Below are 20,973 nucleotides of genomic sequence, written 5' to 3'. Positions count from 1 at the left end.
ATGCACCGTCTGCACGGGTTTTACTGCCTGTTTCGGCAAATGGTGTCAGCTACCAATTGCCTGCGGCCCAACGCTGGTGTGAGATCTATTGGCTGGTTGCGCAGGATTTAGCTTCCGAATATGTAGGAGCATTCTGCATTTTTTGTAATTGATGATTTTAAGGTGTTCAGCAATTTCAATGGCTTCTAGTATCCATCGTCATTCTTATGAAGGACGCATGGCATGCAAGACGAAGATGAACTAGAGGTAGAAAATCTCGGCGAGGTCAACGTGCACCAAGTGCCGGGAGAGATCGCAGTACCGGGCTTTATTGAAGCATATTTGGCTTATCTTTCTACTGAAAAGGAAACCGATAGCGCACCGGTCATTTTGACGTCACTCTTCTTGAGTCTTATTGGGTTGCTGCTGTTTGTAGTTGGGGGCGCTTTTATCATATTTGGCCCTGGCACTGTTCGTATCGACTATCTGACCGGGCTAACGTTTCTTCAGTTTCTTCAACTTTACCCAGGTCCTATCGCTTCCGTAGGTGTGCTGGTGTACGGCATCAGCACCTTTCTTCGTTCCTCGGGCATAGTTGAGCCGATGATTCCGGAGCAGTTCCTGACGGCTAATTACGACCTGAAATTGCCAGAGGGAATTGACGATGATAAGCCGCTGGCGATCACTTATGTCGGTGATGGCGTATTCAGAATTGAGGATACTGTCGAGCAGGCATAATAAGCTTCGGCCCGAAAATACGTTCAAGAGTCTGGCCATTTTACCTCCTCAAGGCAGTTTTTCGAGGTGCGAAGAGGCAACTTGAACAGGGCTTGAGTTTCTTTGATACAGCTTCACCACTTGGGGGGAAGAGCAGATCGAAAGATGCTCTGCTCATCCGCGAACTGTTGAGAACCGACAAGCGTGGTGCACTGGCACGAGCGTCAGCAGCTCCCGCAAAAAACAAAGGCACCCAATAAGGGTGCCTTTGTGCTTGTGGCGCTTAAGACGTTCAGGTCAGAACTTGTAACCCACACCCACCATGTACACCCACGGGTCGATGTCCACGTCGACCTTGGTCTTGCCGACGGCCAGGGCTGACGGGCCGTCCACGGTTGCTTTGGTATCGATGTCGACGTACCAGACCGAGGCGTTGAGCAGTACGTTGTCGGTGATCATGTAATCCATGCCCAGCTGTGCGGCTAGACCGACCGAGTCCTTGAGCTTGAGGTTGCTGAAGCCCTGATCCTTGCGGTTGCCGGTCAGGTCGGTATCGAAGAACGTGGTGTAGTTGATGCCCACGCCAGCGTACGGCTGGAATTTCGACGACGGTTCCATCGGGTAGTATTGCAACGACAGCGTCGGCGGCAGTTGTTTGATATCGGCCAGCTTGCCATCCAGGCCAGGCCCGAGGCCTTTGACCGACACAGTGTGGCTGAACGGTGTGGCGGCCAGCAGCTCGATGCCGACGTGCTGAGTCAGCATGTAGGCGAAGGTCAGGCCCAGCTGGTTTTCGCCGTCGACAGTCGCTTTGGTGCCAGAAACCTTGGTGCCGTCGAGGCGCACTTCGCCGCTGTCTTCATTGGGCTGAACGTGCGCGACACCGGCGCGAACGATGAAGTCGCCAGGCTCGTAGGCGTGTGCCGCGACCGGGGCGGTGAGGGCAAGCGCGACAAGGGACGCGCGTAGCAGATGCTTGTGCATGGAGGCTCCAGAGATCAGTCAAAATTTATGGGCGTAATGTTAAAGCGCTGTCGAGCGGCGACTTTGACTCAGCTCAATGAAATCGCTGGGAACCTCGTGATCCTTATGAATCCGGCAACTCGTAGACAAGAATCTTGTCTGCCTGCATCTGATAACCCGCTTCTGCCAGTTCGCTGGAAGACGACTTGGCCTGCATCGGTCCTTCGATCCAGTACGGCTGATACAGCTCATCGACCTTCACACCCAGCTCGCTCGTGACATGCACGATCTGGTTCGCCGGTGGCGGCGGCACATGGATGCAGGCGCCGAAATACGGCACCAGCAAAAACTCCGTCACCCGGCCTTCCTCACTGACCTCGAGCGGCACGATGTAGCCCGGTAAACGCACCAGTTTGCCGTCCAGTGCCTTGACCACCGGCGCATGCGGCGCCAGTTGGTGGGCCGCAGGCGCTGCCTCCATGGCCAGTGCATCGGACAGCTTGGACATATCGTGAAGCGGAGTCGTTACCGGCTTCACCACAGGTGCATCGGGTGGAATCATGTCATTCCAGGTCAGCTCACGCGGCTCGGCGGCCCACACTTGAGTGGTAACCGAGAACAGCAGAGTGAGTAGCATGCGCCGCATCATGAAGGTCCTCATAAACGAATCGACAGTCCATCGGCCAGTGACTGCCTGTAGGCTCGCCAGGCTGGCACGGTTCCCATCAACAGCGCGCAGCCGAGAATGGCACCGAGCAATGTCCATTCATATTGGCCAGGTGGCATAGACGACAGGTACAGACCGTAGTTGTCGAGCACGTAGTCGCGGGCCACGAAGATGCCGATATAGAGCAGCGCAAGGCCGCTGATGACACCCGCCAGCGCGAGGGCGAAGGCTTCGAGTATAAGCAGACTTGCGATATGCCAGGGACGCGCGCCGACCGAGCGCAGGATGGCCATTTCCCGACGCCGTTCATTGAGGCTGGTAAGAATTGCGGTCAGCATGCCGATCAGCCCGGTCAGTACCACGAACAGCGAAATCACGAACAGCGCCTTTTCCGCTGTGCCCATCAGGCTCCACAGCTCCTGCAGTGCCACGCCGGGCAGAATCGCCAGCATCGGCTCACCACGGTATTCGTTGATCTCGCGTTGCAGGCTGAAGGTGGAAATCTTGCTGTTCAAGCCCAGCATGAAGGCAGTGATCGCAGTCGGCGTCAGGTCCATATTGCGCGCCTGATCGGCTGAGATGCGCTCGTTGCCGCGTGCCGGGGCGCCGTTGTGCCAGTCGATATGAATGGCCTCCATGCCGCCCAGACTGATATGCAGCGTGCGGTCCACCGGCGTACCGGTCGGCTTGAGGATGCCGACCACGGTGAACGGTTTGTCGTCATGCTTGACCAGACTGATCGCGGCGACACCGTGCGCCAGGACCAGCTTGTCGCCCAGCTTGTAATGCAGCGCCTTGGCGACCTCCGAACCCAGCACCACTTCAAAGGGATCGGTCTTGAACTCGCGTCCTTCGGCCATCTCCAGGTGCTGTTGGCGGCCGAACTGATAATGCTCGAAATACGCTTCACTGGTGCCCATCACCCGGTAGCCACGATGGGAGTCGCCCAGCGAAACCGGGATCGCCCACTTGACCTGCTTGCTGTTGGCGAAGTGCTCGAAGCTGTCCCAGCGAATGTTGTTGGTGGCATTGCCGATGCGGAACACCGAGTACAGCAACAGGTTGATCGAGCCGGAGCGCGCACCGACGATCAGGTCGGTGCCGCTGATGGTGCTGGCGAAGCTGGAGCGGGCTTCGGTGCGTACCCGCTCGACGGCCAGTAACAGGCAAACCGACAGGGCAATGGCGAAGGCAGTGAGGAACGCGGTGAAACGGCGATTGGCCAGGCTGGCCATGGCCAGACGAAACAGATACATCTCAAATCTCCACGGCGACGGCGGCGCGATTCAGGTCGCTCAGCGACAGATTGCGATCAAACAGCGGTGCCAGGCTCTGGTCATGACTGACGAACAGCAGGCTGGCCCCGGCCTCGCGGCACTCGGCGAACAACAGGCGAATGAACGCCTCGCGCGAGTCTGCGTCCAGCGCAGACGTAGGTTCGTCGGCAATCACCAGCTCCGGTTGACCGATCAGCGCTCGGGCGGCAGCGACACGCTGCTGTTGGCCGATGGACAGCGAGTCGGCGCGGCGTGCCAGCATCGCCGGGTCTTTCAGACCCAGGTGGGCAAGCAGGGTGGTGGTGGCTTTCTCGACGCTGCCGTGGCGTTGTCTGGCACGTTCGGCACGCACGCTGGAAAAGTGGCAGGGCAGTTCGATGTTTTCCCGCACCGATAAAAACGGCAGCAGATTGAACTGCTGGAAGATGTAGCCAGTGTGATCGACGCGAAAGCGATCACGCGCGGCCGAAGAGAGGGCCGACAGTTCCTGGTTCAACAGGCGAATGCTGCCGCTGACCGGCTTTTGCACACCGCCCAGCAGGCCCAGCAATGTGGTTTTGCCGCTACCGCTGGGGCCTTTGAGGAACAGGGTTTCGCCGCTTTGCAGACGGAATTCGGGGATGTCCAGCAGTTGCGGATGGCCGGGCCAGTTGAAGCGCAGGTCCGACAGTTCGATCAGTGCTTGGGTCATGGGCTGACTCACGCTCGGTTGGAAATTAAAAGACCGGGCCAGGCCCGGTCGTTGTACCGCAGGGTGCGATCAGAATTTCAGCGTCGGGTTGGCTGCGATCACTTCTGCGCCTGACTGGCCACCTGGCGAAATCAGTTGTACCTGAAGCTTCTTGGTGTCGGGAAAGGTTATGAAGATTTGCGACAGGTCGAGCTTCTTCAGAATGGCCGGTGCGTCACAGACGAACTTGTAGTGACCGTGAATTTCGCTGTGCTCATGATGATCGGCTTCGCCGTCCTTGGCATGTTCATCGTGATCGTCATCCTTGTCGCCAAACAGCGGGCTTTCCAGCTTCACCGAAGTGGCCGAGCAATTGGCGGCATCGGCAATGCTGAACAAGGCGTTGGGCTTGAGCAGCAACTCACGGGCCTTGGCGACTTTGGCCTTGTCTTCATCCGAGGTCGCAACGTGCTCGAAACCGACGATGTTCATGGCCGGGCTGTCAAATTCGAACTCCAGCGTCTTGCCTTCCAGCACCACATCCAGGCGTCCTACGCCGTGCTCGTGCGCACCCAGGCTGCCATGTTCATCGCCATGATCGTGGTCGTGTTCTTCGGCAGCGTGCGCAGCAACGAGTGGTAACAGGGCGAAAGGCAGGGCGAGTAGCAGACGGCGCATAGCGGGCTCCAGAACAATAATCGGAAAAACTGTTATGTGATCTTATAACAAGTGGCGACCTGCGTGGACGTGTTTTTATCCAGGCGCCAGAAGACCGGGCTTCAGCAAAGCGCTATTGACGGTCTTATCGGGAATACCCGGTCAGGTGCTTATGCCTAAGTAGTCTCACACTTAGCGTCATCAAGTCCTACTCTGGAAGATGAAAATCGCTACACCTGCTCCGGATGCGCAGGAAGGTTTTCATCCCAGCCAGGGCCTGCGCTCGACCTGGGCCGAGTGCGACATCAGGGAAGATACTCATGAACAAGCTCCATTCGAACAGGGAAGTCCTGCGTGCTGTGTACAAGGATATGGAACGTATCACCGAATTCGCCGACGCTGACATCGTGCTGCACAAGGCGGATCAAGGCGCTGGCGGTGGGTTGTCCATAGCCATCGGCCGGGAGGCAGTACTTTCCCACCAGATCAATCTGATCAGGCGGACGCATCAGACCCTGTACATGGATGTCCACGACATCGTCGCCAACGATCACTTCGGCTCGGTGCTGGGCGAGATGCGCGCTAACTGCGGGGGCAGGAAAATCATCATGCCGTTTTGCGGCCTGTGGCGGTTCCGCGATGGCCGAATTATCGAGTACTGGGAAAACGTCTACGACGTGCGGGCGCTTGGCAATTTCATGAACGGCAAGGAACCGGTCCTCAACCCGTGGCGTTACGGTTGATCATGGGAATGCGCGCCAGCCTGTGGGAGCATGTACGCCTGACTGTCAACAGGTGCACATCATGTTGCGTATTCGTGGAACCGTAGGCCAATGGCCGGTGGATTTGACCCTTGAACTGGACGAAGGGGACTGGGCGCAACTGGGCGCGCAGCTCAAGGCAGCCGCCCCGGAGGTACCCGCCGCCGTGGCCGAGAACAAGCCGCTCAATCAGGACGACAGGCTCTGGCAAGTCGCTCAGGAATTGCTGTACAAGGCCGGGCAGATGAGTGGGCCGGATCTGTTGGGGCAACTGGAAGGGTTGGCGGGCAGCACCGCAGCGGGCAAGCATCTACTGGTGCGCTTGCGCCACTCGGCGAACGTGAAAGTCGAGAGCGGCGGAGATGCGCCGCTGTACAGTTGGGTCGAAGCGACATGACCTGACTGTGCTCGGCAACAACAGGCACCCGAGCGGTGCCTGTTGCTTTGTACATTAGTACAGCGCGGCAAACAGCTTGCGACGGTACGCCGTGACCAGCGGATGGTCGTTGCCCAGCAGGTCGAATACTTGCAGCAGCGTCTTGTGCGGCAGGCCCTCGGCGTAATTGCGATTGCGGATGAACAGCTTGAGCAGGCCCTCGAGCGCAGCTTCGTACTGTTGACGCGACAACTGCTGAATCGCCAGTTGCAGTGCCGCTTCATCGTCTTGAGGGTTTTGTGCAAGACGGCTTTTCAGTTCGGCGGCGTCCGGCAGGGTCGCGGCTTGCGCGAGGAACGTCAGCTGGGCCTTGGCACCTGCCAGTTCTGCCTTGTGTGCATCACCGGTGACCGCATCTAGCACGGCCTTGGCTTCGCTCAGTTCGCCCCGTTCGGCCAGGCAGCGCGCATACAGAATCAGCGCGGCGCCATTGGTGTTGTCTTCGCCCAACAGCACCTTGAGCTGTGCTTCGGCTTCGGCGAAACGACTTTCCGCAAACAGCATCTGTGCCTGCTTGAGCGGGTCGGCGGCTGGCGGTGGCGGCATGACTACGTGTTGTTCGAGGATCTTGCGGATTTCCGACTCGGGCTGTGCACCGGCAAAGCCATCCACCGGCTGGCCGTCCTTGAACAGCACCACGGTAGGCAGGCTGCGAATGCCGAAGCGCGCCACGATGTCCTGCTCGATGTCGCAATTGACCTTGGCCAGCAGCAACTCGCCCTGATAACTCTCGGTGATTTGCTGCAGCAGGGGCATCAAGACCTTGCAGGGCGCACACCACTCGGCCCAGAAATCGACGAGCACGGGCTGGTCGAAGGACTTGTCGATCACCAGTTGATCGAAGTTCGCGGCGGTTGCGTCGAAAATGTAAGCAGTTTCCTGGCTCATTGCACGTCTCGAAGAATCTGAATGCTGCCAACTATAAAGCCCGCAGGACAATGCTGAAAGCGGCGTCGTCTATTGGACATGATCGTTCCCGCACTCATTGCTCCTGATGCTGGCCGAAGGCCGCGGGAGCGAGCCGGGCGACGCCTCGCTTGTTCGTGAAAGGGGTGGAGAGTTCCAAGGGATTTAACGTTTGAACGACCGTCTTCGCGAACAAGTTCGCTCCTGCAGAGACCGTCTGGCTGAGCGCTCACCGCGCCGCGTGATAGAGGCTCACGTCGCGAAACTCGTGCGGTTCGGCCAGGTCCGGCAGGGTGTGCGCATGCAGCATCGTCAGACGCTGGTAGGCAGTGTGCCTGAAGTCGCGCACGCGGGAATCGGCCACCAGTGCCTCGCGGCCTCGGGAGAGGAAATGATCCAGCAGCGGCAGGTTGGCGCGGTCGTAGAGCACGTCGGCGACCAGAATCAGATCGAAGCGGTCCGCCTCGGCAAAGAAATCCGTCGAGTAGCTCAATGGCACCTGATTGAGTTCGGCATTGGCCCGGCAGGCAGCGAGCGCCAGTGGGTCGAGATCACAGGCCACTACCTCAAGCGCCCCTGCCTTGAGCGCGGCAATGCCCGCCACACCCGAGCCCGCACCGAAATCCAGTACCCGCTTGCCGGCCACCCAGTGCGGGTTTTCAGCCAGAAAGCGTGCCAGAGCCAGGCCGCTGGCCCAGCAAAAGCACCAGTACGGTGGATCTTCCAGAATGCGCCGCGTTTCATCCGGGCTGAAGGCGCGGTCCATGTTGGCATCGTCGATCAGCCACAGCTTCAGATCTGTGCCCGGCAGCGAAGTAATTGCCAGCCGGGCGTCGCCAAGCAGTTCGCTCAGCGCGTGTTGCAGATGTTGCGGAGCGATCATGGCGCCTTGACGAACTGCAACTGCCCCAGGGCCTGAGTCACCGGCTGATCGATGCGCATCGACGGCAGATGCAGAATCAACTGCCCGGACTGGCTGGCACGGCCACGCAACTCGACGCGTCCGCCGACCGGAAAGGCTTCCGGGTTGAAGCGCAGCTGGAACGGCAATGATTGACCGTTACCCTTGAGCAGGGTGTTGGTCAGCAGCTTCTGCGGACGTCCGCGTTCGTCGATGACCAGCATCGCCAGCTCGACCTCGGCGCCGGCCGGTACGCCCAGCAACTGCCCGCTGATTTCTCGCTGGTACGGCTGCAACGGCCCTGGACCGGCGGGCAGCTTGATCGACGGTGCGACCGGTGGCGGCGCAACGGGTTTCGGCGCGTCATTGCTGCTGCACGCGGCCAGCAAGCCGATGAAGCAGAGTAGAAAAGCGGGGCGTAACGTCATCAAGAGCTCCACAAGGCAAAATTCGAAAGGCTGGGTGACGCCAAGCGTGCAGTATTACCGAGCCCGGACAATTTCACACCGCTTTAATGCGCGTCTATATACCGTAAACCCTCAGCCTTGTCTTGCCGGCAGGATGCGCTAACATGGCGCTCCCCATTCTTTCGTTGCCAGCCACCATGCACTGTCCCTTCTGCGGTGCCAATGACACCAAAGTCATCGACTCCCGCCTCGTCGCCGAAGGCGAGCAAGTACGCCGCCGACGCGAGTGCCTGGCCTGCGGCGAGCGCTTCACTACGTTCGAAACTGCCGAACTGGTCTTGCCGCGTCTGATCAAACAGGACGGCAGCCGCCAGCCTTTCGATGAAGAAAAACTGCGCGCCGGTATGCAGCGCGCGCTCGAAAAGCGTCCGGTGAGTGTCGAACGCCTTGAAGCGGCCCTGGTTCACATCAAACACAAGCTGCGCGCGACCGGCGAACGCGAAGTCAAATCGCTGGTGGTGGGTGAGCTGGTCATGACCGAGCTGCAGAAGCTCGACGAAGTGGCCTACATCCGTTTCGCTTCCGTGTACCGCCGCTTTCAGGACCTCAACGAATTCCGTGAAGAAATCGACCGTCTGGCCCGCGAGCCGGGCAAGGAATAAATGCATTGCTGACTGAACAGGCGGCTCTCGACGTTCATTACATGGCGCGAGCACTCGAGCTGGCGCGCAAGGGGCTGTACTCCACGCATCCCAACCCGCGAGTCGGCTGCGTGATCGTGCGTGAAGGCCGGATCGTTGGCGAAGGCTGGCATGTACGGGCCGGTGAGCCGCATGCCGAAGTGCATGCCTTGCGCCAGGCTGGCGAGCTGGCCAGAGGCGCGACCGCTTACGTCACCCTCGAACCGTGCAGTCACCAGGGGCGCACACCGCCCTGTGCCGATGCACTGATCGAAGCCGGAGTGGCGCGGGTTGTCGCTGCGATGCAGGACCCCAATCCCGAAGTCTCCGGCCGTGGCCTGTTGCGCCTCATGAATGCCGGTATCGGCGTTCAATGTGGTGTGCTGGAAAGCGAAGCGCGAGCGCTGAACAAAGGCTTTCTCAAGCGCATGGAAACCGGCCTGCCGTACGTGCGGGTCAAGATGGCCATGAGCCTGGATGGCCGCACGGCGATGGCCAGCGGTGAAAGCCAGTGGATCACCGGTCCCGAGGCGCGCTCTGCCGTGCAGCGTCTGCGTGCGCAGTCGAGTGTGGTGCTGAGCGGCGCCGATACGGTGCTGGCCGACAAGGCTCGTCTCACCGTACGCCCTGATGAATTGGGGCTCGATGCCGAACTGACCTCACTGGCCGCTGCACGCCCGCCGTTGCGCGTGTTGATCGACGGCCGTTTGCGTGTGCCGCTCGATGCACCGTTCTTCCAGGCAGGCAGTGCGCTGGTCGTGACGTGTGCTGCTGCGTCGGCGCGAGGTCGCTATCAGGAAGAGGGCCACGAAATGCTCGCTCTGGCCGACAGCGCCGGTCATGTGGACCTGCGCAGGTTGATGGGCGAACTCGCCGCGCGTGGCGTCAATGAAGTATTGGTCGAGGCCGGTCCGCGACTGGCGGGGGCTTTTGCGCGTCTCGGGCTGGTCGACGAATTTCAGCTCTTCATCGCCGGCAAGTTTCTCGGCTCATCGGCCCGCCCGCTGCTCGATCTGCCCCTGGCGCAGATGAGCGAGGCACTTGAGCTGAACATTGTGGAAATGCGTGCTGTCGGTAATGACTGGCGAGTCATCGCTCTCCCTGTGCGCACACCCGGCGTATAATTCCCGGCTTTCGCCTAGCGCGCAGCCCTTGTTCTCCCGGAGGACCCATGTTTACCGGCATTATCGAATCCCTTGGCAGCATCCGCGCCCTGACTCCGAAAGGCGGCGACGTCCGCGTTTATGTGGAAACCGGCAAGCTTGACCTGACCGACGTCAAACTCGGCGACAGCATTGCCGTGAATGGCGTATGCCTGACCGCCGTCGAATTGCCCGGTGATGGCTTCTGGGCTGATGTCAGCCGGGAAACCCTGACCGTCACCGCCTTTGTCGACCTCAAGAGCGGCAGCCGGGTCAACCTGGAAAAGGCCCTGACCCCGACTACGCGTCTGGGCGGCCATCTGGTCAGCGGTCATGTCGACGGCGTGGGCGAAATCGTCGCCCGTGCGGACAACGCCCGCGCCATTCAGTTTACGGTGCGTGCGCCACGTGAACTGGCCAAATACATCGCCCACAAAGGCTCGATTACGGTCGACGGCACCAGCCTGACCGTCAATTCGGTCAACGGCGCCGAGTTCGAACTGACCATCGTGCCTCATACCTGGAGCGAAACGATCATGGCCGACTACCAGCCCGGCCGTAAGGTCAACCTGGAGGTCGACCTGCTGGCGCGTTATCTGGAGCGCCTGCTGCTGGGTGACAAGGCCGCCGAGCCGGGCCACGGCACGATCACCGAAAGCTTCCTGGCCGAGAACGGCTACCTCAAATCCTGAATTGATTGAAGGGGGTGCCGCGTGGCGCTCAACAGTATCGAAGAACTGGTCGAAGACATTCGCCAGGGCAAGATGGTCATCCTCATGGATGACGAAGACCGCGAAAACGAAGGCGACCTGATCATGGCCGCCGAATGCGTGAAGCCCGAGCACATCAACTTCATGGCGCGTTTCGCCCGTGGTCTGATCTGCATGCCGATGACTCGCGAGCGCTGCGAAACCCTCAAGCTGCCGCTGATGGCAGCGCGCAACGGTTCGGGTTTCGGCACCAAGTTCACCGTTTCCATCGAAGCTGCCGAAGGCGTGACCACCGGCATCTCGGCAGCCGACCGCGCACGTACTGTGCAGGCTGCCGCTGCCAAGGACGCGAAAGCTGAAGACATCGTCAGCCCTGGGCATATTTTCCCGCTCATGGCCCAGGCTGGCGGCACCCTGGCGCGTGCCGGTCATACCGAGGCGGCCTGCGACCTGGCGCGCATGGCCGGTTTCGAGCCGACGGGCCTGATCTGCGAAGTCATGAACGATGACGGCACCATGTCGCGACGTGCCGAACTCGAAGCATTTGCCCTGCAACATGACATCAAGATCGGCACCATCGCCGACCTTATTCACTACCGGATGATCCACGAGCGTACCGTTCAGCGGATTGCCGAGCAGCCGATGGACAGCGAACTGGGCAGTTTCAACCTGGTGACCTACCGCGATTCGGTCGAGGGCGACGTGCATCTGGCGCTGACCCTGGGCACCATCTGCGCCGAAGAGCCCACGCTGGTTCGCGTGCACAACATGGACCCGCTGCGTGACCTGCTGATGGTCAGCCAGCCCGGCCGCTGGAGCCTGCGCGCCGCCATGCGCGCGGTTAACGAGGCGGGCAGCGGTGTGGTGCTGCTGCTCGGTCACCCGCTGGATGGCGATGTCTTGCTGGCTCATATTCGCGAAACCGCCGGTCAGCAACCCATCAAGACACCGACCACTTACAGCACGGTCGGCGCTGGTTCGCAGATCCTTCGTGACCTCGGCGTGCGCAAAATGCGCCTGATGAGTTCGCCGATGAAGTTCAATGCGATATCCGGTTTCGATCTGGAAGTTGTAGAATACGTGCCCTCCGAATAAATACCGGCAGGTCGGGGCGTGTGAAAGATGGTTTTTTCGCAGGTCTTGGCCTGACAGGCATGATTCGTGGCCTAATATCCCTCAAAGTCCGCCCCAAGGCGGGCTTGCTCTTTAATACGAGACTCACCGAATGACCTTGAAGACCATCGAAGGTACCTTCATCGCCCCCCAGGGCCGCTATGCCTTGGTAGTTGGCCGTTTCAACAGCTTCGTCGTGGAAAGCCTGGTTAGCGGTGCCGTTGATGCGCTGGTACGCCATGGCGTGAGCGAAAGCGACATCACCATCATCCGTGCGCCGGGTGCGTTCGAGATTCCACTGGTTGTGCAGAAAGTTGCCCAACGCAGCGAGTTCGCGGCCATCGTCGCACTGGGTGCAGTGATCCGTGGCGGTACTCCACACTTCGAATACGTGGCAGGCGAGTGCGTCAAGGGCTTGTCCCAGGTGTCCATGGAATTCGGCGTGCCGGTCGCTTTCGGCGTATTGACCGTCGACTCCATCGAACAGGCCATCGAGCGTTCCGGCACCAAGGCCGGCAACAAGGGCGCTGAAGCCGCTCTGTCCGCCATCGAAATGGTCAGTCTGCTGTCGCAGCTGGAGGCCAAGTGATTTCCGACGATACAGACCAGTTCAACCCGCGCGACGCCAAATCGCCGGAAGCCGCCAAGGGTAAAAGCGCCAAGCGTCGCGAAGCGCGTCAGATGGCGACTCAGGCCCTGTACCAACGGCACATGGCCGGCCACGCGCTGAACGAAATCGAAGCACAGTTTCGGGTCGATAACGACTTCAGCAACGTTGACGGCCCCTACTTCCGTGAGCTGCTGCACGGCGTAGCGACCAACCAGACCGAGATCGATGCTGCTCTTTCGCCTTGTCTTGATCTGACCATCGAAGAGCTGGACCCGATTGAACTGGCGGTATTGCGTCTGTCGACGTTCGAACTGCTCAAACGTATCGACGTGCCTTATCGCGTAGTGATCAACGAGGGCATCGAGCTGGCGAAAGTCTACGGCTCCACTGACGGCCACAAGTTCGTCAATGGCGTGCTGGACAAGCTGGCGCCGCGCCTGCGTGAAGTCGAAGTGAAGGCCCACAAGCGCTGATTCGCGCCTGACCTTCATGGGAGAGTTCGAGCTGATCCGCAATTACTTCGCCGCCGCGCCCTGTGCGCAGGCGGGCGAGGAAGTTGCCTTGGGGATCGGCGACGACTGCGCGCTGCTGGCGTTGGCGCCCGGCGAGCAGTTGGCGATCTCGACCGATACCCTGGTTGCCGGGGTACATTTTCCTGATGTCTGCGACCCCTTTGTGCTCGGTCAGCGTGCGCTGGCGGTGTCTGCCAGTGACTTGGCGGCCATGGGTGCCCGGCCTGTCGCGTTCACCCTTGCCCTGACCCTGCCGCAGGTCGATGCCGACTGGCTGCAGACCTTCGCTCGCGGCTTGAACCAGATGGCGCAAGGCTGTTCGCTGCGTCTGATCGGTGGTGATACCACGCGCGGTCCCTTGAGCCTGACGCTGACGGTGTTCGGTGCCGTGCCGGCCGGATCAGCCCTGACCCGCGCGGGTGCCCAGGCGGGTGACCTGCTGTGTGTCGGCGGCACGTTGGGTGATGGTGCAGGTGCATTGCCGCTGGTATTGAAGCAGCGCAGCGCCGAGCCCTCGATCGCCGAAGCATTGCTGGCCCGCTACTGGTCGCCTCAACCGCAACTGGCGCTGGGGCAGGCCTTGCGGGGCAGGGCGACGTCCGCGCTGGACATCTCCGACGGGCTGCTGGCCGACTGCGGACACATCGCCCGCGCTTCGGCTGTGCGTCTGGTGATCGAGCGTGACCGGCTGCCGATGTCCGACCAGTTGCTGACCTTGTTCGATCTGCCCTCTGCCCGACAGGCCGCGCTCAGCGGTGGCGACGATTACATCCTGGCCTTCACGCTGCCTTCCGAACACCTGTCGGCGTTGCTGAAAGAAGGCTGGCCGGTGCATGTCATTGGCCGGGTAGAGCAGGGTCAAGGCGTCGTGCTTGTCGACGACACAGGGCAAGACGTCACGCCCGACACGCACGGCTACCAGCATTTTGGCGCTGAGCAGTGAGCGGATGAGCGCTTCTATCTATCGAACTTTATGATCTAAATGCCCGAGAATTCACCCTGAGCGTCCGCAGGAACCTGCTGTTACAATGCAAATCTTGCGAATTTCCAGTCTTCACACTGATCAGGAGCACACGGTGCCCGTCGTCTTTGTCGCCGCTTCCAAACTGCCCACTCCCTTTGCAGAGTTTGCCATGCACGGCTTTATCGAGTCGGCAACCGGCCGTGAACATGTCGTCCTGAGTCTGGGCGATGTGGCGGACGGTGAGCCGGTTCTGGGTCGCGTACATTCCGAATGCCTGACGGGCGATGCCCTGTTCAGTCAGCGTTGCGATTGCGGTTCTCAACTGGAGGCTGCCCTGCGCGCCATCGCCACCGAAGGGCGTGGTGTACTGCTGTACCTGCGTCAAGAAGGGCGCGGTATCGGTCTGATGAACAAGATCCGCGCCTACGAGCTGCAGGATGGCGGCGCCGATACGGTTGAGGCCAACGAGCGCCTGGGCTTTGCTGCCGATCAGCGTGACTACGCGATCTGCCTGCCGATGCTTCAGCATCTGGGCGTGCAATCGTTGCGGCTGATGACCAACAACCCGCGCAAGGTCAAAGCCTTGACCGACATGGGCATCAGGGTCGCCGAGCGCGTGCCTCTGCACACCGGACAAAACCCGCATAACCGTCTTTATCTGGCGACCAAGGCGGGCAAGCTGGGGCACATGATGGGCAACGAACATCAAAGCGAGGTCGGCCCCGCGTGACACGCAGCGAGGTTCGTCAAAAGCTGGAGATGCAATGGTGGCGTCAACTGGGTCTGACCCTGGCGCCATTGCTGGTGGTCTGTGTATTTTTTGGTGCCAGCGAACCGCTCATTCCGGTGTTGGCGATCCCGCTGTTCATCGCCGGGATAGGCTCGATGTTCGTCAGCCTGAAACCCTTCGGCGCCTACAAGCGCGCGTTGGCGGCCACCCAGGCTGCACTCGATACACCCGAGGAGCCGGCAGCATGGCTCAAACTCGCTGCCATCCGCCGCCTGGCGTTCCTGGCCGCCGGTTTGCCCGCCTGGATCGCGGCCATCGCGGTGCTGTTCGGTCTGCATCCCTTGCCGGTCTGCCTGCTGGCGTTTGCCAGCGCAGTGCTGCTTTACCTGTACCGAATTCCCGCGCTTTCGCGCTGATCGTCCCCCCCGGCTGAAGCGGACACGATCAGCGCGAAACGCCATCAGGCTGCGAGTAACCAGACACCCGCTGCCGCAGAGGCTGCACCGGCGATACGCACCAGGGGGGCCGCCGCCTGAGGCAACACGCGAACCACCGCATAACCCAGCGCATGCAAGGCCGCAGTTGCAGCAACGAAACCTGCTGCGTACGCCCATGGGCTGGACATTTCCGGCAGTTCAAGGCCATGCGCTACGCCGTGGAACAACGCGAACAGGGCTGTTGCGGCTACCGCTAGCGCCAGCGGCGGACGCACTGCCAATGCCACGGCCAGGCCCAGAGCCAGTACCGAGGCGGCAATGCCGCTTTCCAGCGCCGGCAGGTTCAAACCTTCAAAGCCCAGCATGCCGCCAATCAGCATGGTGCCAACGAAGGTGCACGGCAGCGCCCAGCGTGCCGAACCTTGTTGCTGCGCAGCCCACAAGCCGACGGCCAGCATGGCCAGCAAATGATCCAGCCCGCCAATCGGGTGGCTGATACCTGCGATCAGGCCATTATCGCCATGACCGGGGTGAGCCAGCGCCAGAGTCGGGACCAGCAACAGCGCCAGGGCGCCAAGGGCTTTTTTGTAGTTCATCGACGGGTTCCTTTTGGTTGTGAATTCAGGCGGCGGCAGTCAGCAGGCCCTGGCGCTCAATGAAGGCAATGATCTGTTCCAGACCTTGGCCGGTTTTCTGATTGCTGAACACGAACGGCTTTTCGCCACGCATCCTGCGCGTGTCGCTGTCCATCATTTCAAGTGACGCGCCTACCAAAGGGGCGAGGTCGATCTTGTTGATCACCAGCAGGTCGGACTTGCAGATGCCCGGACCGCCCTTGCGCGGCAGCTTGTCGCCGGCCGACACGTCGATCACGTAGATGGTCAGGTCGGAAAGCTCCGGGCTGAAGGTCGCGGAAAGGTTATCGCCACCGGATTCGACGATGATCAGGTCCAGGCCTTCGAAGCGGCGATTGAGCTGGTCGACTGCTTCCAGGTTGATCGAAGCGTCCTCGCGAATCGCGGTGTGTGGGCAGCCGCCTGTTTCAACGCCGATGATGCGCTCAGGGGCCAGTGCCTCGTTGCGCACCAGAAAGTCAGCGTCTTCGCGGGTATAGATATCGTTGGTCACCACGGCCAGGTTATAGCGGTCGCGCAATGCCAGGCACAGCGCCAGGGTCAGCGCCGTCTTGCCGGATCCGACCGGGCCACCGATTCCGACGCGCAGAGGTTGGCTGTTCATTGAGTTCTCCATAAGGAATGATCAGGACCGGAATAACCGGCTGTATTGACGTTCGTGCGCCATGCTCGCCAGGGACAGGCCAAAGGCTGCGCTGCCGGCATGGCAGGGATCTTGTGTGCTGGCACTGACCTGCGCCTGCTGCAATAACGGCAACAGCTCGCTGGTCAGGCGCTGGGCGGCTTGCTGGCCCAGCGGCAGGGTTTTCATCAGCACGGCCAGCTGGTTTTCAAGCCAGCTCCATAGCCAGGCGGCCAGCGCATCCTGCGGGCTGATCTGCCAGGCGCGTGCGGCCAGCGCCCAGCCAAGGGCCAGGTGCGGCTCGGCAGTCTGCTGCAGAAACTGGCGTGCTTCACGATCCAGTTCAGGCAGGCCATTGAGCAACTGTTGCAGGGAGTAGCCCATCTGCCGGCTTTCCAGATGCAGCTCGCGGGTCTCGCGGCTGGCGCGATGCTGCTCGCTGACTTGCAGCAACTGGCCCCAGTCACCGGCTGCCGCCGCCTCGCAATGAGCCAGCAGCAGCGGGGCCTCGAAGCGCGCGAGATTGAGCAGCAGTTGATCGCCGATCCAGCGGCCCGCGGTCGGCGGGTCCACCACAATGGATTGCTCCACGGCCATTTCCAGCCCTTGCGAATAGCTGTAGCCACCGATAGGCAGCTGCGGACTGGCCAGGCGCAATAGCGCCCAGGCGCTGTTCACTTGCGCACGCCGAACTGGTGCATGCGCGGCGGATAGTTGAAATCCTCCTCGCCCGCGCGCGAATGATGATGCCCACCGCCGTAGGCGCCATGTTCCGGCTGGAACGGCGCTTCGATGGTTTCGACAGTGGCGCCCAGTTGGTCGAGCATCGCCTTGAGCACGTAATCGTCGAGCAGGCGCAGCCAGCCGTCGCCGACTTGCAGGGCCACGTGGCGATTGCCAAGGTGATAGGCCGCGCGGGTCAGTTCGAAAGTACTGCTGCACGTGACGTGCATGAGTTTTTCGGGACGTGCGCAGACACGCACCACGCGGCCGTCCTGGGCCTGAAGAAACTCGCCATCGCGCAGCGGCGACTGACCGCGTTGCAGAAAGAGGCCAACGTCTTCGTTTTCCGCACTGAAGCAGCGCAGTCGACTTTTGCTGCGTGCCTCGAAATTCAAATGCAGCTCGGCGGCCCATTCGGCCTGAGGTTCGATTCGGTGGTGAATCACCAGCATCAGATAGCTTCCAGCCAATTGCGATGCTTCAAATCAGAGCAAGGGGCTTGCCAACAGTGCAGCTTGCGGGGAAATGGCTGACAGAGGCAGGTGATCCAAGCATCGGCAAGATCATTAAAGATCTATTTTGGTGCGTAATCATGATAGTGCTTTAATTTGGTGCGTTTGGGTTGCTGGAAGTGAAGTTAATAGTGAGACGGTTCACATCTCAGCCCCAGGCAGAGCGTGTCGCCGCTCAATCGTGACTGCCCAGACCACGCCAGTGCCGTGCGCCAATGAAGATGAAGCGCAGTTGCTGAGTGATCTTCGCCTGAGGTGTCAGGTGCGGGGCGAGCGAGGCGGGCGGCGGGTCGATCAGCTCCGGCAGCATCGCGAACACGCTTTTGACCACCAGGTCGGCGATAATCGACAGGGCATCGGCATTCAGGTGCTGCCATTTGGGCATCTTTGCCAGGTCGGCTGTGAGGTCGGCGCTGATGCCTTCGCGCAATGCGCCAAGCGCCTGACGCACCTTCAAGGAGCCGCCGTACTGTTCGCGCGCCAGAAACAGGAACTGCGACCGGTTGGCCGCCACACGTTCGAGGAATATCTTCACCGAGGCACGAATCAGCCCGCCCATGGCGAATTCGTTGTGGCGCACCAGCCTGATGGTCTCGCGAAAGGTCTGGCCGACCTCGCTGACCAGCGCCAGCCCCAACTGGTCCATGTCTTCAAAGTGCCGGTAGAACCCGGTTGGTACGATGCCTGCCGTGCGCGCCACTTCCCGCAGGCTCAGGCTGCCGAAGCCGCGCCCGCTCTCCATCAATTGGTGGGCAGCATCGAGCAGGGCTCTTCGGGTCTGTTGTTTCTGTTCGGCGCGGGGCAGCATGGCTCAAACGATTCTTGGATTAGGCTGGGTTGCACTTTAGCAAATGCGCTTTACCTGCGTCGAAAGGGTTTTCAGTCAGGCTCCTTGACCAGTAATAGTGCATGAGTGCTGGCCTTCGATGCATTTTCGTATTCAAATCAAACCCTCGGCGCGTTTGTCAGTCGAACATTCATGTCGTATTCAGCGCGCCAGGGTCGGGGCGCTGTTTTCTGGAGAGTGACGCATGACGCGCAGCCGCAAGATTTTCGCCTGGACAGGTGCCACGTTGTTGGTGGTGCTGGCTATATTGGTCATTGTGATTGTCACTTTCGACTGGAATCGCATCAAACCCACCCTCAATGCGAAAGTCAGCGAAGCGCTGCATCGTCCGTTCGCCATCAATGGTGATCTGGATGTGCGCTGGACGCGTGAGCCCGAACTCGGTGGCTGGCGTGCCTGGGTGCCGTCGCCGCACTTTGTTGCTGACGACCTGAGTCTGGGTAACCCTGAGTGGTCGAAGACCCCGCAGATGGTGACCCTCAAGCACGTCGAATTTCGTCTCTCGCTGCTGCCGCTGCTGGCGCAGCAAGTGGTTATCCCGCGTATCGATCTGACCGGCCCCGAGGCTAAACTCGAGCGTCTGGCCGATGGTCGCGCCAACTGGGTGTTCGATCTGCCCAAATCCGACCCGAACGCCGAACCCTCCAAGTGGGTGATGGACATCGGCGCGATCAAGTTCGACAAGGGACTGGTGAGCTTCAACGACCAGAAACTCAACGCTAACCTGGACGTGGTGATCGACCTGCTCGGCAAGCCGATCCCGTTCAGTGAAATCGTCGGCAGCAAGGAAGCGAAAAAGGCCCAGGACAAGGGCGCAGTGCCGCAGGACTACGCATTCGGTCTGGCGGTCACCGGCCAGTACCACGGTCAGAAGCTGAGCGGCACCGGCAAGGTCGGCGGCCTGCTCGCGCTCAAGGATGCCAATCAACCGTTTCCGGTACAGGCTGACGTGAAGGTCGGTGACACCCATGCGGTGATCGCCGGGACCCTGACCGATCCACAGAACCTGGGCGCGCTGGACCTGCGCCTCAAGCTTTCCGGCGCGAGCCTGAGCAATCTGTACCCGCTGACGGGTGTGACCCTGCCGGATTCTCCGGCGTACTCCACCGATGGCCGCCTGATCGCCAAACTGCACGACCCGGCCGGCGCCAACTTCCGTTACGAAGGCTTCAACGGCAAGATCGGCAACAGCGATATCCACGGCGACCTGGGCTTCGTCGCCAGCCAGCCCCGGCCTAAGCTGAGTGGCGTGCTGGTCTCCAATCAATTGCTGTTCAGTGACCTCGCGCCACTGATCGGTGCGGACTCCAATGCCGCGCAGAAAAAGCGCGGTGGCGAGAGCAAGCAGCCTTCGGGCAAGGTACTGCCCGTCGAGGAGTTTCAGACTGATCGCTGGCGGGCAATGGACGCCGACGTGGAGTTCACCGGCAAGCGCATCGTGCAGAGCCCGGATCTGCCGTTCACTGACCTCTACACCCATCTGGTTCTCAACGATGGTCAGTTGAGCCTCGAGCCGCTGCGTTTTGGGGTGGCAGGTGGCAAGCTGGACGCGGACATTCGCCTCAACGGGCAAAACAAACCGATGCAGGGCAGGGCCAGGCTGTCGGCGCGCAATTTCAAGCTCAAGCAACTGTTCCCGACCTTCGAACCGATGAAAACCAGCTTCGGTGAGCTGAACGGCGATGCCGATATCAGTGGCCGTGGCAACTCGGTTGCAGCCTTGCTGGGGACTGCCAACGGCGAAATGAAGATGCTGGTGAACGACGGTGCGATCAGTCGTGGCCTGATGGAAATTGCCGGGCTCAACGTGGGCAACTACGTTGTTGGCAAGCTGTTCGGCGACAAGGACGTAAAAATCAATTGCGCGGCCTCGGACTTCGGCATCAAGGACGGGCTGGCGACCAGTCGGCTGTTTGTTTTCGATACCGAGAACGCTATCATCTACATCAACGGCACTGCGAACCTGAAGACCGAGCAACTGGACCTGCAGATCAACCCTGAGTCCAAGGGCTTCCGCGTGTTCTCGCTGCGCTCGCCGTTGTATGTCAACGGCCCGTTCGCCAAGCCCAACGCGGGCGTACAGTCCGGCCCGCTGTTGCTGCGCGGAGCCGGCATGGTCCTGCTCGGCGCAACCGTAGGCCCTGCTGCAGGTCTGCTGGCGCTGGTCGCCACTGGCGACAGCGAGCCCAATCAGTGTGGCCCGCTGCTGGAGCAGATGCGCACCGGCAAGGCGCCTAAGACGGTGAAGTAACGCTCCACCTCTCGTGCCAGCGCTCCGCGTTGGCGCGCACTTGGCCGGACCCAGAGCGTCCAGAAATGCATTCCCACGCTGGAGCGTGAGGAACCATGTTTACGTCGCTGGCCTGAGAAAATACTTCCCCACAAAAAAGCCAGG

At 60.7% G+C, this 20,973-nt stretch carries 26 protein-coding genes; 13 read left to right on the top strand and 13 right to left on the bottom strand.

Going from position 1 to position 20,973, the window contains the following annotated elements; genetic code table 11:
- Positions 1-222: 222 nt before the first annotated feature.
- A complete protein-coding gene (locus ACW55A_RS20615; RefSeq protein WP_455809315.1) occupies positions 223-717 on the top strand; it encodes a hypothetical protein in 495 nt (164 codons plus the stop codon).
- Between the two features lie 276 nt (positions 718-993).
- Here ACW55A_RS20615 and ACW55A_RS20610 read toward each other — a convergent pair whose 3' ends face one another.
- From ACW55A_RS20610 to ACW55A_RS20590, 5 genes are all read right to left on the bottom strand, one after another.
- Positions 994-1,680 (bottom strand): OmpW/AlkL family protein, encoded by a 687-nt coding sequence (locus ACW55A_RS20610; RefSeq protein WP_003368950.1) that lies wholly within the window; start codon positions 1,678-1,680, stop codon positions 994-996.
- 103 nt (positions 1,681-1,783) lie between these two features.
- A complete protein-coding gene (locus ACW55A_RS20605; protein WP_192872438.1) occupies positions 1,784-2,296 on the bottom strand; it encodes a DUF3299 domain-containing protein in 513 nt (170 codons plus the stop codon).
- A gap of 20 nt (positions 2,297-2,316) precedes the next feature.
- A complete protein-coding gene (locus ACW55A_RS20600) occupies positions 2,317-3,582 on the bottom strand; it encodes an ABC transporter permease (protein WP_003368946.1) in 1,266 nt (421 codons plus the stop codon).
- A gap of 1 nt (position 3,583) precedes the next feature.
- Positions 3,584-4,294 carry an ABC transporter ATP-binding protein gene (locus ACW55A_RS20595; RefSeq protein WP_003368944.1) on the bottom strand — a complete coding sequence of 237 codons (711 nt, stop codon included), beginning with the start codon at positions 4,292-4,294 and terminating at the stop codon, positions 3,584-3,586.
- Between the two features lie 69 nt (positions 4,295-4,363).
- Positions 4,364-4,951: a DUF2796 domain-containing protein gene (locus tag ACW55A_RS20590; RefSeq protein WP_003368941.1), complete on the bottom strand. Its 588-nt coding sequence runs from the start codon at positions 4,949-4,951 to the stop codon at positions 4,364-4,366.
- Positions 4,952-5,250: 299 nt separating this feature from the next.
- Here ACW55A_RS20590 and ACW55A_RS20585 point away from each other — a divergent pair, with 299 nt between their 5' ends.
- Both ACW55A_RS20585 and ACW55A_RS20580 read left to right on the top strand, forming a co-directional pair.
- A complete protein-coding gene (locus ACW55A_RS20585; RefSeq protein WP_099266512.1) occupies positions 5,251-5,673 on the top strand; it encodes a nuclear transport factor 2 family protein in 423 nt (140 codons plus the stop codon).
- Positions 5,674-5,734: 61 nt separating this feature from the next.
- A complete protein-coding gene (locus ACW55A_RS20580; RefSeq protein WP_054081931.1) occupies positions 5,735-6,088 on the top strand; it encodes a hypothetical protein in 354 nt (117 codons plus the stop codon).
- Between the two features lie 54 nt (positions 6,089-6,142).
- On the opposite strand, the gene trxA is transcribed toward ACW55A_RS20580, so the two are convergent.
- From trxA to ACW55A_RS20565, 3 genes are all read right to left on the bottom strand, one after another.
- The gene (trxA, locus tag ACW55A_RS20575; RefSeq protein WP_046718939.1) at positions 6,143-7,015 is read right to left on the bottom strand and encodes a thioredoxin; all 873 of its coding nucleotides are present in this window, start codon (positions 7,013-7,015) and stop codon (positions 6,143-6,145) included.
- A gap of 247 nt (positions 7,016-7,262) precedes the next feature.
- Positions 7,263-7,916, bottom strand: coding sequence for a class I SAM-dependent methyltransferase (locus tag ACW55A_RS20570; protein WP_003368932.1), 654 nt, complete (start codon positions 7,914-7,916; stop codon positions 7,263-7,265).
- Entirely contained in the window at positions 7,913-8,362 is a 450-nt protein-coding gene (locus tag ACW55A_RS20565; protein WP_003368930.1) for a hypothetical protein, read from the bottom strand. Before ACW55A_RS20565 ends, ACW55A_RS20570 begins: the two co-directional genes overlap by 4 nt.
- Positions 8,363-8,505: 143 nt before the next feature.
- Between ACW55A_RS20565 and nrdR the strand changes: the two genes are divergently transcribed.
- The 9 genes from nrdR to ACW55A_RS20520 all read left to right on the top strand — a co-directional run bounded on the left by nrdR (position 8,506) and on the right by ACW55A_RS20520 (position 15,218).
- Positions 8,506-9,003, top strand: coding sequence for a transcriptional regulator NrdR (nrdR, locus tag ACW55A_RS20560; RefSeq protein ID WP_003419539.1), 498 nt, complete (start codon positions 8,506-8,508; stop codon positions 9,001-9,003).
- Between the two features lie 5 nt (positions 9,004-9,008).
- Positions 9,009-10,145 (top strand): bifunctional diaminohydroxyphosphoribosylaminopyrimidine deaminase/5-amino-6-(5-phosphoribosylamino)uracil reductase RibD, encoded by a 1,137-nt coding sequence (gene ribD, locus ACW55A_RS20555; protein WP_058397062.1) that lies wholly within the window; start codon positions 9,009-9,011, stop codon positions 10,143-10,145.
- Positions 10,146-10,192: 47 nt separating this feature from the next.
- The gene (locus ACW55A_RS20550) at positions 10,193-10,855 is read left to right on the top strand and encodes a riboflavin synthase (protein ID WP_498811522.1); all 663 of its coding nucleotides are present in this window, start codon (positions 10,193-10,195) and stop codon (positions 10,853-10,855) included.
- Positions 10,856-10,876: 21 nt separating this feature from the next.
- A complete protein-coding gene (gene ribBA, locus ACW55A_RS20545) occupies positions 10,877-11,968 on the top strand; it encodes a bifunctional 3,4-dihydroxy-2-butanone-4-phosphate synthase/GTP cyclohydrolase II (protein ID WP_003368927.1) in 1,092 nt (363 codons plus the stop codon).
- 130 nt (positions 11,969-12,098) lie between these two features.
- On the top strand, positions 12,099-12,575 hold the full coding sequence (ribH, locus tag ACW55A_RS20540) for a 6,7-dimethyl-8-ribityllumazine synthase (RefSeq protein WP_002555427.1): 477 nt from the start codon (positions 12,099-12,101) through the stop codon (positions 12,573-12,575).
- Entirely contained in the window at positions 12,572-13,069 is a 498-nt protein-coding gene (nusB, locus tag ACW55A_RS20535) for a transcription antitermination factor NusB (protein ID WP_003368925.1), read from the top strand. Before ribH ends, nusB begins: the two co-directional genes overlap by 4 nt.
- 16 nt (positions 13,070-13,085) lie before the next feature.
- Positions 13,086-14,051 carry a thiamine-phosphate kinase gene (thiL, locus tag ACW55A_RS20530; RefSeq protein WP_024663238.1) on the top strand — a complete coding sequence of 322 codons (966 nt, stop codon included), beginning with the start codon at positions 13,086-13,088 and terminating at the stop codon, positions 14,049-14,051.
- Between the two features lie 133 nt (positions 14,052-14,184).
- The gene (gene ribA, locus ACW55A_RS20525; RefSeq protein ID WP_003368920.1) at positions 14,185-14,802 is read left to right on the top strand and encodes a GTP cyclohydrolase II; all 618 of its coding nucleotides are present in this window, start codon (positions 14,185-14,187) and stop codon (positions 14,800-14,802) included.
- Positions 14,799-15,218 carry a hypothetical protein gene (locus ACW55A_RS20520; RefSeq protein WP_054081934.1) on the top strand — a complete coding sequence of 140 codons (420 nt, stop codon included), beginning with the start codon at positions 14,799-14,801 and terminating at the stop codon, positions 15,216-15,218. Before ribA ends, ACW55A_RS20520 begins: the two co-directional genes overlap by 4 nt.
- Positions 15,219-15,262: 44 nt before the next feature.
- Here the strand turns inward: ACW55A_RS20520 and ACW55A_RS20515 are convergent, their stop codons facing one another.
- The 5 genes from ACW55A_RS20515 to ACW55A_RS20495 form a co-directional block, all read right to left on the bottom strand.
- Positions 15,263-15,835, bottom strand: a complete 573-nt coding sequence (locus tag ACW55A_RS20515; protein ID WP_003368916.1) for a HupE/UreJ family protein — start codon at positions 15,833-15,835, stop codon at positions 15,263-15,265.
- A 25-nt stretch (positions 15,836-15,860) separates the two neighbouring features.
- Positions 15,861-16,478, bottom strand: a complete 618-nt coding sequence (gene ureG, locus ACW55A_RS20510; RefSeq protein ID WP_003368915.1) for an urease accessory protein UreG — start codon at positions 16,476-16,478, stop codon at positions 15,861-15,863.
- Positions 16,479-16,499: 21 nt separating this feature from the next.
- Positions 16,500-17,174, bottom strand: coding sequence for an urease accessory protein UreF (locus ACW55A_RS20505; protein ID WP_003431765.1), 675 nt, complete (start codon positions 17,172-17,174; stop codon positions 16,500-16,502).
- Positions 17,171-17,671, bottom strand: coding sequence for an urease accessory protein UreE (gene ureE / locus ACW55A_RS20500; protein ID WP_455809313.1), 501 nt, complete (start codon positions 17,669-17,671; stop codon positions 17,171-17,173). Before ureE ends, ACW55A_RS20505 begins: the two co-directional genes overlap by 4 nt.
- Before the next feature lie 235 nt (positions 17,672-17,906).
- Complete coding sequence (locus ACW55A_RS20495) at positions 17,907-18,539, bottom strand: TetR family transcriptional regulator (RefSeq protein ID WP_002555418.1); 633 nt, start codon at positions 18,537-18,539, stop codon at positions 17,907-17,909.
- Positions 18,540-18,762: 223 nt separating this feature from the next.
- Here ACW55A_RS20495 and ACW55A_RS20490 point away from each other — a divergent pair, with 223 nt between their 5' ends.
- A complete protein-coding gene (locus ACW55A_RS20490) occupies positions 18,763-20,829 on the top strand; it encodes an AsmA family protein (protein WP_003368911.1) in 2,067 nt (688 codons plus the stop codon).
- Positions 20,830-20,973: the final 144 nt, after the last annotated feature.

Source organism: Plantibacter cousiniae (nom. nud.), assembly GCF_977070315.1.
The sequence above is the reverse complement of the archived record's forward strand: the minus strand, read 5'-3'. Positions and strand labels throughout refer to the sequence as shown.